Source organism: Pseudomonas umsongensis (assembly GCF_012647205.1).
Classification (GTDB): Bacteria; Pseudomonadota; Gammaproteobacteria; order Pseudomonadales; family Pseudomonadaceae; genus Aquipseudomonas; species Aquipseudomonas umsongensis.
The window spans coordinates 4,934,608-4,951,380 of sequence record NZ_CP051487.1; the positions used below are offsets into that span (position 1 = coordinate 4,934,608).

The following is a 16,773-nucleotide window of genomic DNA, read 5'->3' on the forward strand; positions in this document are numbered from 1 at the left end:
ATGAAACGAATGCAAAGCGGAAAAATTAGCGAATGAGAACAACGATCAGGAAGGAAAAACATTGTGGGAACGAGCCTGCTCGCGAATGCGTTCGATCATTCAACATTGATGTTGGCTGACCCATCGCTTTCGCGAGCAGGCTCGCTCCCACAGGGAATGGGGTGAAGTTTGAGATGGGGTTAACCCACGGCGGCCATGGCATGCCGCCGATGATGAACCTCGAGCTGATCCTTGATCACCTTGAGCACCTTGGCTTCATGCTCATGGATAAAGAAATGCCCACCCGCGAGCATGTCCACGGAAAAGCTGCCGTGGGTTTCGTTGCGCCAGCCGATCAACTGCTCGCTGGTGGCGCGGTCGGCCTTACCACCGAGTACGTGCACCGGGCAGTTGAGCAACGGCCGTTGCAGCGGCTCGTAGCGCCCGCACAATTGGAAGTCGGCGCGCAGGATCGGCAGTATCAGGCTCATCAGCTCCTGGTTGGCCAGCACTTCTTCGCGGGTACCGTTGAGTGTGCGCAGTTGCTCGATCAATTCGGCATCGGTCTTGGGCTCGGCAAAGCCACGGTCGTAATCGGCACGCAGGGTCGGCGCAGCCGTGCCCGAGGCAAACAGCGCAACCGGTTCCGGGCAGCCGAGCGAGCGAAATGCATGGGCCATTTCACACGCAAGCAACGCGCCGAGGCTATGGCCGAACAAGGCATATGGCGCCTTGAGCATGGCTTTTTGTTCCTGCGCCAGTTGCAGCGCCAGAGGGCGCATGTCGGTATGCAAGGGTTCGCCGAAGCGCGCCCCCCGCCCCGGCAGCTCCACCGGTTGCAACTTGATCCACTCCGGCAGCTTGCGCCGCCAGCGGCTATAGACCATGGCGCTCGCGCCCGAATAGGGCAGGCACAGCAATGTCAGCGGGGTCACCGGGCTTTCCTCGAAAGTTGTCTGTAAGAGAACGGACGAGCGCCCCGGGGAATTAGTCGGATGCCCCCCCTGTAGGAGCGAGCATGCTCGCGACGGAGGAGCAAGCACCGCGGGGTGTCAGTTAGCCAGCGTTTTCGTTGAGGTCCATCGCGAGCATGCTCGCTCCTACAATCGCGGAACCGAGGACGACAACCCCCGCCGCAATCGCCAGCCAAAATCCGCTGCGCGCCCCGAACGCATCCACCATCCACCCCGACCCCGCCGCACCGATCGCCACGCCGATGCTCAACCCGGTCACCAGCCAGGTCAGGCCTTCAGTGAGTTTGGCCGGCGGCACGATCTGCTCCACCAGAGCCATGGCGACAATCAGGGTCGGCGCAAAAAACAGCCCGGCGACAAACACCGCCAGCGACAACCCGAGAATGTTCACCGCCAGCAGCAACGGCAATGTCGTTACCGCCGTCGCAACGCCGCAATAAAGAAACAGGCGCGGCAGCGGCACTGTCGAACGTAACGCGCCGAACGCCAATCCGGCCAGGCACGAACCGATCGCATACACCGACAACACGATACTCGCCGCGGCCGGCTGGCCCTGCTGTTGGGCAAAGGCCACGCTGACCACATCCACCACCCCAACGATAATGCCCATGGCGACCATCAGTAGCATCAACCACTGAATCTCGCGGGAGCGAATGATCGAGCCTTTATGGTGTTCCTCATGGGCATGCACTGGCGGCTCGGTGCTGCGTTGCAACACGAAAGCCGTAACCCCGATCGCCAGCATCAGCAAGGCCGCCAACGGCCCGGCCTCGGGGAACGCCACCACGCATAACCCCACCGACAGCGGTGGCCCGACGATAAAGCAGACTTCGTCCAGCACCGACTCCAGGGCATAGGCCGTTTGCAGTTGCGGCTGGCCGCGATACAACTCGGTCCAACGCGCCCGGACCATCGCCGACATGCTCGGCATGCAGCCGGCGATCGCGGCGAACACAAACAACGTCCAGTTCGGCGCCTGCAAACGGGTGCAGAGCAATACCAGCAACAATGCGCCGCCCCCGATCAGCGCCGATACCGGCAGGATCCGGCGCTGGCCGAACCGATCCACCAGCCGCGACACCTGCGGCGCACAAAATGCCGTGGCCAGGGCAAAGGTCGCCGCCACCGCCCCGGCCAGGCCATAGCCGCCCTGCAACTGCGACAGCATGGTGATCAGGCCGATGCCGGTCATGGAAATCGGCATGCGCGCGATCATCCCGGCCAGCACGAAAGCTCGGGCGCCGGGGGCATTGAACAGTTCGCGGTAGGGGTTTGCCATGGGGGCCAGCCTCGATTAGGGCCTGCAAGTTGCCACAAGGCTGGTAGCTGGGAAAGGGCCGAATTGTTGGTTGAATGTGAAGCCCCCTTCGCGAGCAGGCTCGCTCCCACATTTGACCTGTGCACACCGTCCATTGTGGGAGCGGGCTTGCTCGCGAAGGGGCCGGCAAAGCCACCTCACTGCTCCAGACTAATGAACTCTCCACCGCTCAAACCAGTCAGCTATTAAGGTCCTCGATGTAACCCGGAGCCCCGCGCCAATGCCCGACCATCACCCCGAACGACAAAGCCCCATCGACGCCCACGGCATCATCGGCGACATGCGCAGCGCCGCGCTGGTCAATGACAAGGGCAGCGTGGATTTTTTCTGCTGGCCGGAATTCGACAGCCCGTCTATTTTCTGTTCGCTGCTGGACACGCCCGAGGCCGGTATTTTCCAGCTGTCCCCGGACTTGCCGGATGCTCGCCGCGAGCAAATCTACCTGCCCGATACCAACGTGCTGCAAACCCGCTGGCTCAGTGATCAAGCCGTAGTGGAAATCACCGACCTGTTGCCGATCGGCGACACCGAAGACAACCTGCCACTGCTGATGCGTCGGGTTCGGGTGGTCAGCGGCCAAGCGACGTTTCACCTGCACTGCGCCGTGCGCCACGACTACGCGCGAGCCCACACCCTCGCCCGCCTGGATCAACAGGACGTAATCTTCGAAGCCACCGACCAGCCGTCCCTGCGCCTGGCGGCGGATCAGCCATTGCGCATTGACGGGCAGGCAGCCGTCGCCGATTTCACCCTCAAGCAGGACCAGACCGCGGAGTTCCTGCTGGGTGCCGTTGACGATCCGCGCTTCAAGGAAGGGGCGACAACGCTATGCCTGGAACGCACGCTGAAGTTCTGGCGCGACTGGATCGGCCTCTCCAACTACCGCGGCCGCTGGCGGGAAATGGTCAACCGCTCGGCCCTGGCGATGAAGCTTTTGACCTCGCGCAAACACGGCGCGATCCTCGCCGCGGCGACCTTTGGCCTACCTGAAACCCTCGGCGGAGAACGCAACTGGGATTACCGCTACACCTGGATCCGCGACGCATCCTTCACCGTCTATGCCTTCATGCGCCTGGGCTTCACCGAAGAGGCCAACGCCTATATGCGCTGGTTGCGCGGGCGGGTCAGCGACTGTCGCGGCAAACCGATGAAACTCAATATCCTGTATGGCATCGACGGCCGACAGGAACTGCCGGAAATCGAACTCTCGCACCTGTCCGGCCACGGCGGCGCCACTCCCGTGCGCATCGGCAACCTGGCGTATGCGCAGGTCCAGCTGGATATCTTCGGCGAACTGCTGGACGCGGTGTACCTGGTCAACAAATACGGCGAAGCCATTTCCCACGAAGGCTGGAAGCACACCGTGGAAGTCGTCGATCAAGTGTGCGAAACCTGGCAGCAGGAGGACGTCGGCATCTGGGAAATGCGCGGCGAACAGCACCACTTCCTGCACTCGCGACTGATGTGCTGGGTCGCCTTGGACCGGGCGATCCGTCTCGCCTCGAAACGCTCGTTGCCCGCGCCATTCGCCCGCTGGGACCAGACACGCCAGGATATCTACACAGACATCTGGCAAAACTTCTGGAACGACGAACGCGGGCACTTCGTGCAGCACATCGGCGGCACCGGTCTCGACGGCGCGATGCTGCTGATGCCGCTGGTGCGTTTCGTCAGCGCCAAGGACCCGCGCTGGCTCGCGACCCTTGAGGCCATCGAGAAAAACCTGGTGCGCGACGGCATGGTCTACCGCTACCACAATGACGATCAACACATCGACGGCCTGCCCGGCACCGAAGGCGCATTCGCCGCCTGTTCATTCTGGTACGTCGAATGCCTGGCCCGGGCCGGCCACGTGGAAAAGGCCCATCTGGAGTTCGAGCAACTGTTGCGCTACGCCAACCCGCTGGGACTGTACGCCGAAGAATTCGACAGCCGGGGACGGCACATGGGCAACACGCCACAGGCCCTGACGCACCTGGCGTTGATCAGCGCGGCGTGTTTTCTGGATCGCAAGCTCAGCGGCGAGAAGGGTTTTTGGCAGCCTTGAATACTACCTGTAGGAGCCAGACATGCCGGTAAAGGCGTCCTTGAAATTGCTTTCGCCGGCAAGCCTGGCTCCTACAGATCCGACGTCCGGCAACGGTTTTGTGTAGGCCGGCGTCCGACATTTTTTAAACAAAACACCCGGAAATACCTTGTTGCCAGGCGCTACAACCCCACCTAACATCCCCAATCAACGGGCACAGCGGAGCTGTCCAACAAAACCCGAATTCAAGGAAAAAGAATGTCCCAACGCATCCACCGCAGCATCGACCTCCCCCTTCGAACCGGCCTGAACCGAAACGAACTGTGGGAAGCCCACGACAAGGGCCTGATCAAATGCTGGGAAGTCGGCCGCCAGCGCGCTGCCCGCTTCCCCGACCTCGCCCAGCAATGCCTGGCCGGCGAACTGCCAGTGCTGGGCTGGAAAGGTGGCGTCAATCGCAGCCTGAAGAAGCTGGAGAAATACGGCTCCCTCAAATACCTCGCCCAATGGCAGGGCTTGCGCGGGGAAGATCTGGATGTGGATCTGGGCGAAGAGCGCGTGCTGACCTGTTCACGCACGAAAATGGTCGTGATGTTTACACCGGATCGGACCAAGTATTTCAACCAGATAGCGGAAACGAATGAGTGATCAAGCCGACACTCAAGGCACTACTGGATCTGCTGCGGCACTGACCGAAAACCGCTCGCGATAAGCCTGCGGAGTCACCCCGATGGCCCGCAGAAAACTGCGGCGCAGGGTTTCTTCGCTGCCGAATCCGCATTGCACGGCCACCCGCTTGATGGGCACGCCGGTATCGCTGAGCAGGCGTCGTGCGGTTTCGACGCGGATCTGTTCGATGGCCCGGGCCGGGGTTTGGCCGGTGTCGGCGCGGTAGTGGCGCACGAAGCTGCGTTCGCTCATGCCGGCCTGGTTGGCCAGGGTTGGAATGCCCAGGTCCTTGCTGAGGTTTTCGCTGATCCAGGCATGAAGTTCGTCGAAACGATTGCCTTCTTTCTGCAAAGACAAGGTCACGCTGAATTGCGATTGGCCGCCAGGGCGTTTCAGGAACACCACCAATTGCCGGGCGACGTCCAGGGCCATGGTCCGGCCAAGGTCGGCTTCGACCATCGCCAACGCCAGGTCGATACCGGCGGTGACGCCGGCCGAGGTCCAGACCGGGCCGTCATTGATAAAGATCGGATTGGGCTCGACCTGCAGGCGTGGGTGTTGTTGCGCCAACTGTTCGCAACGGGTCCAGTGGGTGACCACGCGCCGGCCATCGAGCCAGCCGCTGGCTGCCAGCAAAAAAGCCCCGGTGCACACCGATGCCACTCGCCGGCACTTTGCCGCGTGTTCGCGTACCCAACTGACCAGTGAAGGGTCTTGTGCCGCCGCATAGACGCCCCAGCCGCCGGCGATGATCAAGGTGTCGCTGCCCTGCTCGGGTAAAGGCTCGGCCAGCAACGCCAGGCCCGCCGACGACATTACCGCCCCGCCGCCACCGGTTATCACCGTCGGCGCATAAGGGGGCGGTGAGCCTTGCTGGCGGGCGATGTCATTGGCGGACGCGAACACCTGCAACGGCCCGGTGACATCAAGCACTTGCACATTGGCGAAGGCGAGCACATGAACGGTTTTCGACATGCTGGCGTAATTCGTGGGGTGATTGGCGGATACGCCAAATCCTAGCCCCCTACAGTAAAGGCGTCCACCCACTTCAGGAGAAATACACCATGACCTTGCAGATCGGTTTTCTGTTGTTTCCACAGGTGCAGCAACTCGACCTTACCGGCCCGTACGACGTTCTGGCGTCTCTACCGGATGTGAAGGTGCATCTGATCTGGAAGGACCTGATGCCCATCACCGCCAGCACCGGACTGATGCTCAAACCGACCGTTACCTTTGACGACTGCCCGGCGCTGGATGTGATTTGCGTACCCGGTGGCAGCGGGGTCGGGCCGTTGATGGAGGATGAGCCAACCCTGGCGTTCATCAAGGCCCAGGCCGCCAACGCACGGTATGTGACGTCGGTTTGCACCGGGGCGCTGGTGCTCGGTGCGGCGGGGCTGCTCAAGGGCAAGCGCGCCACCACCCACTGGGCGTATCACGAGTTGCTGGCGCCACTGGGAGCGATTGCGGTGGCGGATCGGGTGGTGCGCGACGGTAATCTGCTGACCGGCGGGGGAATAACCGCAGGCATTGATTTTGCCCTGACCCTGGCGGCAGAGCTGTTCGATCAGGACACCGCCGAGCTGGTGCAGCTGCAGCTGGAATATGCCCCTGCGCCGCCATTCCAGGCGGGTAGCCCGCAAACGGCGCCCGCGCGCGTACTGGCGCAAGCTCGCCAACGGGCCGCCGGGTCATTGAAACTGCGAGCGCAAATCACCGAGCGGGCGGCGGCGAAACTCGGCTGACAAGGAAATCCTGGCTGCGAGAACTGCGGTTCGAGCAGCCAGGTTTTTCTGACGCCCATAAAAAAACCCGCCGAAGCGGGTTCTTCCAAGACCATTACAACTCCCTGTCGTCAGCATTCCCTGCCAATGGCCGATCATCCATGATCCTGAGAGCACTCCCTGTACCTCAGTGGATGGGGCTAGAATACGCATCGGATCCAATATGTAACAGACGACATAGTTGTAACCGCGTGTAAGACATTCGCTATAGCTGTACTGCCATCACTCACTCCCACGCTCGCGGGCCTTGGCGTTTTCGGCGAGGAATTGTTCGAGTCGGCTCAATTGCTCTTCCCAGCCACGGCTGTCCATGTAATACGCCTCCTTCTGGCGTACGTCGGGAATGTGAGCGAAACCTGATTCGGACACCTTGAGCAAGGTGCCGTCTTCATAATCCTGCAGTTCGAATTTGACCAGCGTGGTGGGCTCCTGGGAGTAGTCGATCCTGGGATTGACCGCGTAGGGGTGCCAGCGAAAGGAAAACAATTGCTGGGGCTCGACCCGCTCGACCAGCACGTTCCACAACACATGTTCATAACCGGGATACGTAACCTGCCCCTGCGTCCACTCGCCGGCGATGAACCGCCTGCCTTCGAGCGCAACGCCAAACCATTGACCGAACGCCTCGGCATCGACCAAGGCACGCCATACATGGGCGCGGGGCGACTTGAGCATGATTTTGCGTTCAAAACTATTGGGTACTGGTTTCATACGTCACCTCCTGTAATGAACAACAGTAGGCCTCTAAGACCACAAGTCCAGCCCGAAAGTTGTATCCATCCGCTGTCAGTTGTCGAAATCGTCGTCTTTGCATCGCTACACTGGCGCAAATTCCCCTGTCACAGCGAGCCTCCTGCATGTACTCACGCTTTCTTCTGGCACTCACACCTTTGCTGTTCACTCCCCTGGCCCAGGCCCTGGACTGCGATAACGCCAGCGACCAGGCCACGATGAACCAGTGTGCAGCGCAGCAGCATGCCGCGGCTGACAAGGAGTTGAATGCGCTTTACCAGCAGATCACCACACGTTTGAAGGGTAACCCCGACAGCAAGAAGCTGCTGGTGGGCGCACAACGTTCGTGGATTGCGTTTCGCGATGCCGAGTGCAAGTTTTCGGCTTCCGGGGTGGAGGGTGGGAGTGTTTATCCGCTGATCTACAGCAATTGCGTGACCGAATCGACCAAGGCGCGGGTGGAGACGTTCAAGACCTACCTGAAGTGCCAGGAGGGGGATTTGGGGTGTCCGGTGCCGGGGGTTTGAACTTATGGTGAAGCTGAAGGCCTCTTCGCGAGCAGGCTCGCTCCCACATTTTGATCGCGTTCCTACTGAAAGAACTCGGTCAACTGTGGGAGCGAGCCTGCTCGCGAAGGCGTCGGCAATTACCGCACAAAAATCTGCGCCGTGGTGATCGCCATATCCCCACCCGGCAACTTGATCTTGCCCACCTGCTTCAAGCTGTCGGCATCGAAGATCGCCACATCGTTGAACGTCCCGGCCAGATAGATCTTGCTGCCTTCCTTGTTGAAGGAAATGCAGTAGTAGGAGTGATCAAGCGTCGCCGCCTGGAGCATCTTCTTTTCCTTGATGTCGTACTTGGCCAAGCGGTTGAGCACGCCAACCATCAGGTTCGGATCCTTCGGTGAACGCATGCCGCTGAAGTAGATTTCCGTCAGGGGCCCAAAGTCGGTGGTTTCGGTCTTGCCGGTCTTCAGGTCGACACTGAACAGGCCGTACAGGTATTCGGCGGTGGCCGGGTCCTGCTTCTTGTCCTTGAATTTCGCCGCGGTGTAGAGCAGCGAGAAATCATGCCGGTAGGTTTGCTGGTTCCACACGTAGAGCACGTCGGGCGCACTGTAGTTCGGGCGTTTCCAGTGACGGCTGGGGATCAACACGTCGAACTTGCCGGTTTGCACATTGACCTTGTAGACATCCGCCCCGGCGACGTACAGCGTGCCGTCGTCACCGCTCTGCATGATGGTGAGCTGGCGCGGCGCAGGGAAACTGCGCACCGGCTTGGCGTCCATGCCGGCGTCAGTCTTGTACACGTCGAGCCGGGGCTGCTGCACTTCGTAGCGATCGTTCATCATCAGCGTCGGGTTGGCGATGGTGTACAGCTCCTTGCCGTCATGGCTGACGGTGAAGGCAAACATAGATTTGGCTTTCTCCCCGGGTTTCTGGGTGATGCTGGCGTGGAACACCTGCTTGCAGCTGTCCAGCTCGACGCCATAGACATCCGCATAGTGATTGTTCAGCACATAGGCGGTCTTGCGATCAGGCGACAGCTGCACGGTGCCGGGACCGAAGGCGTCCGGCATCTTGCAGGTCTTGTACAAGGTGTCGGTGGCCAGGTCGATCAGGTGCAGGTTGTTCGGGTAGTTGGTGGTCACCATGTACTCGTGACCGTCTTGCAATGCGGTGTTTTCATCGGCCAGGACACTGAGCGCGCAGGTGCTCAGGAGGGCGAAAGCGGCCAGGCCGCAGGCGTTGATGCTGTGCATGCTGGAATCCTTCTTATTATCTGATCACTTGTCTTTCGGGAAGACAGTGCCGAGGTTGCGCCAGTTTTCGTTGGACGCCTGGGCATCCTTGTTCCAGTCCGGGTAGGTGCTCATCATGTCCGGCACCTGGGCCGGCCACCAGCACGGGTCGGAACAGCCATACAGGTCGGCTTCCATCGGCTGGCAGAGCGACGACACACCGCCAAACGCATCGATTTCCCAGCCCGGGTCGGTGGTCGACGCACAGCCCGCCACGGAGCTCATCGCCACCACTTCTTCAATGCGGTTTTCATCCGCGGCCTGATCCAGCTTCAACGCTTTGTTATTGATTGCCTTGAGATGTTTCATATCAGTGAGCCTTGCGCGGAGTGATGTAGCTGCTGATGAACGCAGGGTTATTGGCCATGATCCGGGTGTAGACCTCGATGCCGAAGTCGACCCAGTCACGCATCAGTTCGCAGTAGTGATAGGTCGGGTGCGTCGGATCGCCGTAGCGGGCGTAGCTCTCGTGGTAGCAGCCGCCGGAGCACAGGTTGCGGATCTGGCAGTCTTCGCAGCCGGTGTTGGTGCGGTCCAGGCGCTGGGACAGGAAGTCGTTCAGTTCCACCTGTTTCACACCGCTGTGCACGTTGCCGAAGGTTGGCAGGCTCGAACCGGTAAAACGGTGGCACAGGTTCAGTTCGCCCTTGTGATCCACCGCCAGCATCTTCAGGCCCGCGCCGCATGGCAGGGCTTTCTTGTGGCCTTCGTGGATGTCGGTGATCAGCTGGTGCAGGTTGGAGAAACCGATGTTGCGGTGCTCCAGTGCCGCTTCCAGATAACGTCGACCGAGGCGCTTCATGCTGGCGAAGACTTCGATCAGTTCGTCGCTGGTGAGGTTGAAGCTGCTGATATCGCCCGACGTCACCGGGGCAAACCCGACTTCAGAAAACCCCAGTTCGTTGAACAGGTGATCCCAGATGGTTTCGACGTCGGTAACACCGGTGGTCAAGGTCACCCGCGCGCCCACCGGACGGCTGTTATAGCGCGACAGCAGCATCTCGGCCTTGCGCCGCACCACGTCGTAGGTGCCCTGCCCGCCCACGGTGATGCGGTTGCGGTCGTGCACGGTTTTCGGCCCGTCGATGCTCACTGACAAGCCAAAGCGGTGGGCATTGAGATAGTCCACGGTCTCTTCGGTGAGCAGCGTGGCGTTGGTGGTCATGACGAACTCGACGAACTTGCCGGCTTCGCGAAAACGCTTTTCACAGTAATCGACCATGTACTCGATCAGCTTGCGATTGCTCAATGGCTCGCCGCCAAAGAAAACCACCGTGAAACGCTCTTCATCCGGCGATTCGCGCAGCAGCATTTCCACCGAGGCGATGGCGGTCTCGACGTCCATTTTCTTGCCGGCCGACGGCTTGTCGAGGTCTTCCTTGTAGCAGTAGGTGCAGCTCAGGTTGCAGCCGGTGTTGACGTTGAGTACCACGGTATTGATCGCCGTGCGCTCGACCCGTTTGGTGGCGATGTCCGGCGTCAGTGGCGAGCCGTCGCTGACCAGTTCCAGGGCCATCAGCTCACGCAGGGTCTCGGTGATCTCCTCGCCATTGAAACGCGCGGCAAGACGCTGGATCAGGTCGTCCGAAGTACAACCCGGACCGCGCAGGGTATCGATGATGGTGCCCGTCAGTTCATCGCTGGCGAACAGCGAACTGCTGGGGATGTGAAACAGCATGCGGTCGGCATCGACCTGCACTTCGTGCAGGTTACGTTCGACCAGATTCAAGATAGCGCCCATTGCAAACCTCCTGTGCAGACCCCGCGTGGCGGGGCGTGCGGTCATTCCGAAAAGTGTCTGAATCGCTGTCGATCAGTACCACTCATGGAATGGGTGGATTGTTCCAGCGTTGCACGGTCACGATCATGTGGCCTTCGCCGGTCAGGGAGGTCCCTGCGTCGTCGACGGCGGCGATCACCTTGAGGTTGCCGGCATTGTTGGTGGACATCTTGCGGGCCGGGTTCGGCCCGGCATCGCCCGGGGTGAACACACCGGTGTCGGCCTGCATGGTGCCGGCGAACTTGACGTCTTCGTCTTCCCTGGCGCGGTCGTCGAAGGCTTCGACCTTCCACTGCGCCGGGAATACGCCGATGCGATACGGCTTGCCATCGGCGCCCTTGCCCCAGGCTTCGGCGTCGAAACGGCCCTGGACTTTCGGCGTCGAACCACCGCCGTCGCCGATCCGCGCCACTGAGAACTCGGGCACCACCTTGACCTGGTCGATCTTGCTGTAGACCGACAGGCTCGGGCCCATGAGCGTACCAACGGTGACCGCGCGCAGCCCCGGTTGCGCATTGGCGGCGGCCTTGAGCTTGACCTTGATCCGCTGCGGGCTCTGCTCCACGACCTCGAGCACTTCCACGCCTTTGCCGAAGTTCGGCTTGCCGCTCAGGCCGCTGCCGATCAGGGTGACTTCGCTTTCGCTGCCGGCCTTCACATAGCCCGGCTGCACCGCCAGCAAACGCTGGGAACCCTGCTTGGCCGCGACGAAATCCAGGCCGCGCTCGTCGTGCTCGGCCTCGAACATCCGGCCCTGCATGGCGTTGCCCTGGACGGCGAACACCTGGCGCATGGTCACGCCGTCGATGCTGACGTTGCCGCGCCATTCGTAGCCGGTATAGAGAATCGCGCTGCCGTCACCGTTGAACGGCGTGCCGTCGGCGTATTGGCCTTTGACGCTGACCTTGAAGGTATCACTGCCATCGGCGGTCACGCTCATCACACCGGCCAATTCGCCTTTGCCCGGCAAGTGACCGCTGAAGTTCCAGTCACCCACCAGGGCTTCGGCTTTTGGCGCGGCGCTCTGCCATTTTTTCCAGGCCGGGTTGTCCAGCGGATAACGCTTGGCCAGCAGCGGCACCATCTCTTTGCGCGCCAGGTCGAACCAGTCGCGGTCGCGCGACAGTGCCTGGTACTCCAGAGACGGCCATTGGCCGAGGTGGAAGTTCACCAGGCGTTCCCACTCCTGGGCCGGACGCCGTTGCAGGGCCACCCGCGCACCGGAGTGGCAGCGGCCGCACATCTGGCTGGTCTGGTCGTCGAACTGCTCGACCGTGTTGAGCCGACGCTCCAAGGCATAACGTACGCCGTCGGTCTCGCTCGGAACCAGGCCTTGGGTGTCGGCCAGGTACTTGACCAGGGTGCGACGATCTTCATCGCTGATCTGCAAACCGTGCATGGTCTGCATGCGCGCAATGCTCATCAGCCAGCCTTCCGGCGTCTTGCGCTGGTGGCTGATGCGGCTCAGGGCGTTATCGGCTTCGGGGGTATGACAGCCCTGACAGGTTTCCTTGAGGATGGTCTGGGCGTCGCGGGCTGCCAGGCTGTGAGGCGAATGCAGGGCCACGCAAGCTGCGATGGCCAGCAGACTGGCGCTCATGCCTGAACGGAGTTTTCTCTTCATCAACGTCGAACCTCGCACGGTGCTTTCTTATTTTTGTGGCTTATCGTTTTTTGGGTTTCTGCCGCCGGCGGCAAGCCGCTGACGGTGGCAGGAGAAACGTCTGCGATGAGCAATACACGGAGCGTGCCAGCTTGTGAATCGTGTTTTTTATCAATTGCTTAGGTTAAATACAGGGTGATTGACGACTGCTAAACCTGACGTCCCGCGTCTAATATCGCGACATCTGTTGCACTCTGAGACAAGCATAGGATCAAGATCAAAAGATCGCAGCCTGCGGCAGCTCCTACACGGGAATCGGCATACACCTGTAGGAGCTGCCGCAGGCTGCGATCTTTTGATCTTCGCATGTCTCACTGCGTCGCAATTTGCGACGTCAGCTCACCTCCTTTTCATTGGTCAATAACCCGCAAGCCCCACCAAATCGATGTTTCACCCAAATAAACACAACTGGCACAGCCATTGCGAAAGACCTCGCCACACGAACAAGACGAGGTTTCATCATGTCGCTTCCCAACCTGCTTCCCGCCACTTCGGCATTTATCCAGCGCGCCCCGCGCATGCTCATCGGTGGCGACTGGGTCGAGGCCGCCGACGGCCAGACCATGCCACTGCACAACCCCGCCACCGGCGAAGTGCTGTGTGTGGTGCCACGGGCCACACCGGAAGACGTCGACCGCGCCGTCCTCGCTGCCCGCCAGGCGTTCGATGATTCGGCCTGGACCCGCACCCGCCCACGGGAGCGGCAGAATCTGTTGTGGAAACTGGCCGACCTGATGCAGCGCGATGCCGAGCTCCTGGCGCAGCTGGAATGCCTGAACAACGGTAAAAGCGCGGCGGTGGCGCATGTGATGGACGTGCAGTTGGCCATCGATTTCCTGCGCTACATGGCCGGTTGGGCGACCAAGATCGAAGGCTCCACGGTCGACGTGTCGGCGCCGCTGATGCCCAACGACCAGTTCCACAGTTTCATCCGCCGCGAAGCGGTGGGCGTTGTCGGCGCCATCGTCGCCTGGAACTTCCCGCTGTTGCTGGCCTGCTGGAAACTCGGCCCGGCCCTGGCCACCGGCTGCACCGTGGTGCTCAAACCCGCCGACGAAACCCCGCTCACCGCGCTGAAGCTCGCCGAGCTTGTGCTCGAGGCGGGTTACCCCGAGGGCGTGTTCAACGTGGTCACCGGCACCGGCATCACCGCAGGCTCCGCGCTGACTCACAACCCGTTGGTGGACAAGCTGACCTTCACCGGCTCCACCGCCGTGGGCAAGCAGATCGGCAAGATCGCCATGGATTCCATGACCCGGGTGACCCTGGAGCTGGGCGGCAAGTCGCCAACGATCGTGATGGCCGATGCCGACCTGAAAACCGCCGCAGCCGGTGCCGCCAGCGCGATCTTCTTCAACCAGGGCCAGGTCTGCTGCGCAGGCTCGCGTCTGTATGTGCAGCGCAAGCATTTTGACAATGTGGTGGCGGACATCAGCGATATCGCCAACGCCATGAAACTGGGTAACGGCCTGGACCCGAGCGTGGAAATGGGGCCGTTGATCTCGGCACGGCAACAGGCGCGGGTCTACGGCTACATAGAAAAGGGCCGTGAAAGCGGCGCGACCATCGCCTGCGGTGGCGAGCAGTTCGGGCCGGGCTTTTTCGTCAAGCCGACGGTGATCGTCGACGTCGATCAAAAGCATTCGCTGGTGCAGGAGGAAATCTTCGGCCCGGTACTGGTGGCGATTCCCTTCGATGACGAAGCCGATGCCCTGCGCATGGCCAATGACAGCCCTTATGGGTTGGGCGCGAGCATCTGGTCCAATGACCTGGCGGCGGTGCACCGGATGATCCCACGGATCAAGTCCGGTTCAGTGTGGGTCAACTGCCACAGCGCCCTGGACCCGGCGCTGCCCTTTGGTGGCTACAAGATGTCGGGGGTGGGGCGAGAGATGGGGTATGCGGCGATCGAGCATTACACCGAGTTGAAGTCGGTGTTGATCAAGCTCTGACCCACTGATCGTTCCCACGCGCAGCAAAGGAATGCATCCTGTGACGCTCTGCGTCACCTCCAGAAGCGGAACGCGGAGCGTCCCTGGCGGCATTCCCACGCAGAGCGTGGGAACGATCAGTGCGCTGGTTTGAAACCCTGAGCCAACAACCAACTCCTGACCATCCTCCCCTGCTCTACAGTCAATCCAGCCAGCGCTTGTTCGGCAGGCTCGGTCCGCAACTGCCGCACCAACGGCGCCAACTCCACCCCCTGCACATGCCAGATCCCCAACGGTTGATCCGCCGTGATCACCACCTCGGCCTCATCGACAAACCCGTTACGCAGCACCGGCGCCCGCTCGATCCGCAGTGCATTGAAATCCGCCTCGGCATGGGCCACCTCGGCATCCGGCCAGTGCCGCCGCGCCTGCCAGAACGGCTGATCGACCCAACGCTGTTCATCGGCATAAAAATCCCGACCTATCCGCGCAAACCGGAGAAACAGCTGCTCCACCCGCTGTTGATGAAAACGCCGGGCCAGCGCCGCTCGTTCGGGTTTGCGCAACAAGGTGTTGATCACCGTCGGCGCCTGCAACGCAGAGGACAGGGATTGGAAGATGCCGTTGCCCGACAACGGGTCGACCGCCATCGCCGCATCACCGACCCGAATCCAATTGTCGCCGCACACCTGCGGGCTGAGAATCGCCGTGCTGCTGCGGGCATGCAACTGCAAATCAACCTCGGGGTCGGCAGCGAAAAACGCCTGGGCGAGCGACGATGCCTGGCGCCGCTGTCGACAGTACTCGAGCAGTTGTGCCTTGCCCGGCAGAGCGGCGCTGGCCACATCCACCGTCCATTGCCAATAACACTGGCCGTCGGCCCGCCGCGCCATCCATGCCCAGCCATCCTCAAGGCTTTCCACGGCGCTGGCGGTGTTGCCCGGCGTGCCCTGCCAGCGATTGAGCAGGCTGACCGTCTCCGGCCCACGCAAGCCTTTGCCCAGGGCGGGCGCCTGGCGGCCACGGGCTTCCACCAGAAAGTCCGCAATCACTGCCTGGCCACTGTCAATCTCGATTCGATGACCACTGGCGACTGCCTGGACCGCCAACACCCGACCCTCGATCAGCTCAACACCGGCGAGGCGCAAGGCTTCGCGCAGGCCGCAGTCAAAGGTCGGACGGTCGAGCAGGAACTCGACGTTCTGCGCGTGCTGCTGGCCGTTCCAGTTCACCTGCCGTTGAGAGGGCAACGTCGCCTGCGCCAGCGCCTGTTGCAGTCCGGCGCCGCGCAACGCCTCCAGCACCCGCTGGGAAACACCTTCAAGGGCGGAAAAACGCCGCCATTCGCTGACCAGCGTAACGGCATACCCCAGTCGTCGCAGCCCCAGTGCTACTGCCGCGCCCGCGGGCCCGGCGCCCAGGATGACGATCGCGGTCATGGCCCGATACGCCGTTCAGGGCCACGGTAACGGGCGTTGTGGCGCAGATATTCGACGACCTGTTCATTGCTGGCGTCGGGATTCGCCACCAGGAATGCCGCAATGTGCCCGCTCAACGCCGCGCAACCGAGACTGGCGCCGGACTGCCCCGGATAAGTACCGTGCACGCACGCGCCGAAATCCGCCTGGGCACTGTCGAGCCATGACCATTCGAGTTCGGCGCAGCGCGCATCGCCGGTCACCCGCAGCACCTGTGGATAATTCGCCGGAAACACCCCTTCACCCTGGGCCGGGCTGGACGCGCACAGCAATACGCCCTGGCCCACCGCCAATGCGCAAGCAGCCCGCAACAGGTTGCGATCCTGGCGCAAACCCAGGCTCAGATTGATCAAGCGCACGTCCTGCGCCACCAGCCAGTCGATGGCCGTGGCGATCTGCAAGGCGCTGGTCACCCCGCGTCGGTCGAATACTTGCGCCACGCAAAACAGTGCCGAGGGTGCACGCCGGCCGATGGCTTCGATCACAGCGCTGCCATGGCCCAACGGATCATCACGCAAGTCGCTTTCGCTCAGCCCGTCTTCCACCAGGGAAAAACGCCGCCCGGCGACGACCTGCACCCGTTGCGCGGTCGAGTGACCGCTGTCCACCACACCAATGCGCAGCTCAGGATTCAT

The 16,773-nt window shown here is 61.6% G+C and carries 15 protein-coding genes; 5 read left to right on the plus strand and 10 right to left on the minus strand.

Annotation, left to right across the window (positions count from 1 at the left end; genetic code table 11):
* Positions 1–179: 179 nt before the first annotated feature.
* Positions 180–914, minus strand: a complete 735-nt coding sequence (locus HGP31_RS22165; protein ID WP_168758691.1) for a thioesterase II family protein — start codon at positions 912–914, stop codon at positions 180–182.
* Between the two features lie 121 nt (positions 915–1,035).
* Complete coding sequence (locus tag HGP31_RS22170; RefSeq protein ID WP_020795708.1) at positions 1,036–2,232, minus strand: MFS transporter; 1,197 nt, start codon at positions 2,230–2,232, stop codon at positions 1,036–1,038.
* A gap of 259 nt (positions 2,233–2,491) precedes the next feature.
* Here HGP31_RS22170 and HGP31_RS22175 point away from each other — a divergent pair, with 259 nt between their 5' ends.
* A complete protein-coding gene (locus HGP31_RS22175; protein WP_020795709.1) occupies positions 2,492–4,318 on the plus strand; it encodes a glycoside hydrolase family 15 protein in 1,827 nt (608 codons plus the stop codon).
* A 237-nt stretch (positions 4,319–4,555) separates the two neighbouring features.
* A complete protein-coding gene (locus tag HGP31_RS22180; RefSeq protein WP_033042971.1) occupies positions 4,556–4,945 on the plus strand; it encodes a hypothetical protein in 390 nt (129 codons plus the stop codon).
* 12 nt (positions 4,946–4,957) lie between these two features.
* Here HGP31_RS22180 and HGP31_RS22185 read toward each other — a convergent pair whose 3' ends face one another.
* On the minus strand, positions 4,958–5,941 hold the full coding sequence (locus HGP31_RS22185; RefSeq protein WP_033042973.1) for a GlxA family transcriptional regulator: 984 nt from the start codon (positions 5,939–5,941) through the stop codon (positions 4,958–4,960).
* Between the two features lie 89 nt (positions 5,942–6,030).
* On the opposite strand from HGP31_RS22185, the gene inhA reads away from it, so the two are divergent.
* Complete coding sequence (gene inhA / locus HGP31_RS22190) at positions 6,031–6,711, plus strand: isonitrile hydratase (protein ID WP_020795714.1); 681 nt, start codon at positions 6,031–6,033, stop codon at positions 6,709–6,711.
* 261 nt (positions 6,712–6,972) lie between these two features.
* Here the strand turns inward: inhA and HGP31_RS22195 are convergent, their stop codons facing one another.
* Entirely contained in the window at positions 6,973–7,461 is a 489-nt protein-coding gene (locus tag HGP31_RS22195) for an SRPBCC family protein (protein ID WP_033042975.1), read from the minus strand.
* A 146-nt stretch (positions 7,462–7,607) separates the two neighbouring features.
* Between HGP31_RS22195 and HGP31_RS22200 the strand changes: the two genes are divergently transcribed.
* Entirely contained in the window at positions 7,608–8,009 is a 402-nt protein-coding gene (locus HGP31_RS22200; protein ID WP_168758692.1) for a lysozyme inhibitor LprI family protein, read from the plus strand.
* 119 nt (positions 8,010–8,128) lie between these two features.
* Here HGP31_RS22200 and peaD read toward each other — a convergent pair whose 3' ends face one another.
* The 4 genes from peaD to peaA all read right to left on the minus strand — a co-directional run bounded on the left by peaD (position 8,129) and on the right by peaA (position 12,690).
* Positions 8,129–9,247, minus strand: coding sequence for a quinohemoprotein amine dehydrogenase subunit beta (gene peaD, locus HGP31_RS22205; RefSeq protein WP_168758693.1), 1,119 nt, complete (start codon positions 9,245–9,247; stop codon positions 8,129–8,131).
* Positions 9,248–9,271: 24 nt separating this feature from the next.
* Entirely contained in the window at positions 9,272–9,595 is a 324-nt protein-coding gene (gene qhpC / locus HGP31_RS22210) for a quinohemoprotein amine dehydrogenase subunit gamma (protein ID WP_007971075.1), read from the minus strand.
* A gap of 1 nt (position 9,596) precedes the next feature.
* Positions 9,597–11,027, minus strand: coding sequence for a quinohemoprotein amine dehydrogenase maturation protein (gene peaB, locus HGP31_RS22215; protein WP_020795718.1), 1,431 nt, complete (start codon positions 11,025–11,027; stop codon positions 9,597–9,599).
* An 82-nt stretch (positions 11,028–11,109) separates the two neighbouring features.
* Positions 11,110–12,690: a quinohemoprotein amine dehydrogenase subunit alpha gene (gene peaA, locus HGP31_RS22220; RefSeq protein WP_168758694.1), complete on the minus strand. Its 1,581-nt coding sequence runs from the start codon at positions 12,688–12,690 to the stop codon at positions 11,110–11,112.
* Positions 12,691–13,190: 500 nt separating this feature from the next.
* On the opposite strand from peaA, the gene HGP31_RS22225 reads away from it, so the two are divergent.
* Positions 13,191–14,681, plus strand: a complete 1,491-nt coding sequence (locus HGP31_RS22225; RefSeq protein WP_168758695.1) for an aldehyde dehydrogenase family protein — start codon at positions 13,191–13,193, stop codon at positions 14,679–14,681.
* Positions 14,682–14,797: 116 nt separating this feature from the next.
* Here the strand turns inward: HGP31_RS22225 and qhpG are convergent, their stop codons facing one another.
* Both qhpG and qhpE read right to left on the minus strand, forming a co-directional pair.
* On the minus strand, positions 14,798–16,099 hold the full coding sequence (qhpG, locus tag HGP31_RS22230) for a flavin-dependent monooxygenase QhpG (RefSeq protein WP_033042716.1): 1,302 nt from the start codon (positions 16,097–16,099) through the stop codon (positions 14,798–14,800).
* The gene (gene qhpE, locus HGP31_RS22235; RefSeq protein WP_033042719.1) at positions 16,096–16,773 is read right to left on the minus strand and encodes a subtilisin-like serine protease QhpE; all 678 of its coding nucleotides are present in this window, start codon (positions 16,771–16,773) and stop codon (positions 16,096–16,098) included. The genes qhpG and qhpE overlap by 4 nt, the downstream gene beginning before the upstream one ends.

What these genes read in the sequence shown, in the direction of transcription:
- qhpE (WP_033042719.1), bottom strand. Translation starts at nt 16,773, where the DNA reads ATGAATCCTGAGCTGCGCATTGGTGTGGTGGACAGCGGTCACTCGACC.
- HGP31_RS22225 (WP_168758695.1), top strand. Translation starts at nt 13,191, where the DNA reads ATGTCGCTTCCCAACCTGCTTCCCGCCACTTCGGCATTTATCCAGCGC.
- inhA (WP_020795714.1), top strand. Translation starts at nt 6,031, where the DNA reads ATGACCTTGCAGATCGGTTTTCTGTTGTTTCCACAGGTGCAGCAACTC.
- HGP31_RS22185 (WP_033042973.1), bottom strand. Translation starts at nt 5,941, where the DNA reads ATGTCGAAAACCGTTCATGTGCTCGCCTTCGCCAATGTGCAAGTGCTT.
- peaA (WP_168758694.1), bottom strand. Translation starts at nt 12,690, where the DNA reads ATGAAGAGAAAACTCCGTTCAGGCATGAGCGCCAGTCTGCTGGCCATC.
- qhpC (WP_007971075.1), bottom strand. Translation starts at nt 9,595, where the DNA reads ATGAAACATCTCAAGGCAATCAATAACAAAGCGTTGAAGCTGGATCAG.
- HGP31_RS22195 (WP_033042975.1), bottom strand. Translation starts at nt 7,461, where the DNA reads ATGAAACCAGTACCCAATAGTTTTGAACGCAAAATCATGCTCAAGTCG.
- peaD (WP_168758693.1), bottom strand. Translation starts at nt 9,247, where the DNA reads ATGCACAGCATCAACGCCTGCGGCCTGGCCGCTTTCGCCCTCCTGAGC.
- HGP31_RS22180 (WP_033042971.1), top strand. Translation starts at nt 4,556, where the DNA reads ATGTCCCAACGCATCCACCGCAGCATCGACCTCCCCCTTCGAACCGGC.
- HGP31_RS22170 (WP_020795708.1), bottom strand. Translation starts at nt 2,232, where the DNA reads ATGGCAAACCCCTACCGCGAACTGTTCAATGCCCCCGGCGCCCGAGCT.
- peaB (WP_020795718.1), bottom strand. Translation starts at nt 11,027, where the DNA reads ATGGGCGCTATCTTGAATCTGGTCGAACGTAACCTGCACGAAGTGCAG.
- HGP31_RS22200 (WP_168758692.1), top strand. Translation starts at nt 7,608, where the DNA reads ATGTACTCACGCTTTCTTCTGGCACTCACACCTTTGCTGTTCACTCCC.
- qhpG (WP_033042716.1), bottom strand. Translation starts at nt 16,099, where the DNA reads ATGACCGCGATCGTCATCCTGGGCGCCGGGCCCGCGGGCGCGGCAGTA.
- HGP31_RS22175 (WP_020795709.1), top strand. Translation starts at nt 2,492, where the DNA reads ATGCCCGACCATCACCCCGAACGACAAAGCCCCATCGACGCCCACGGC.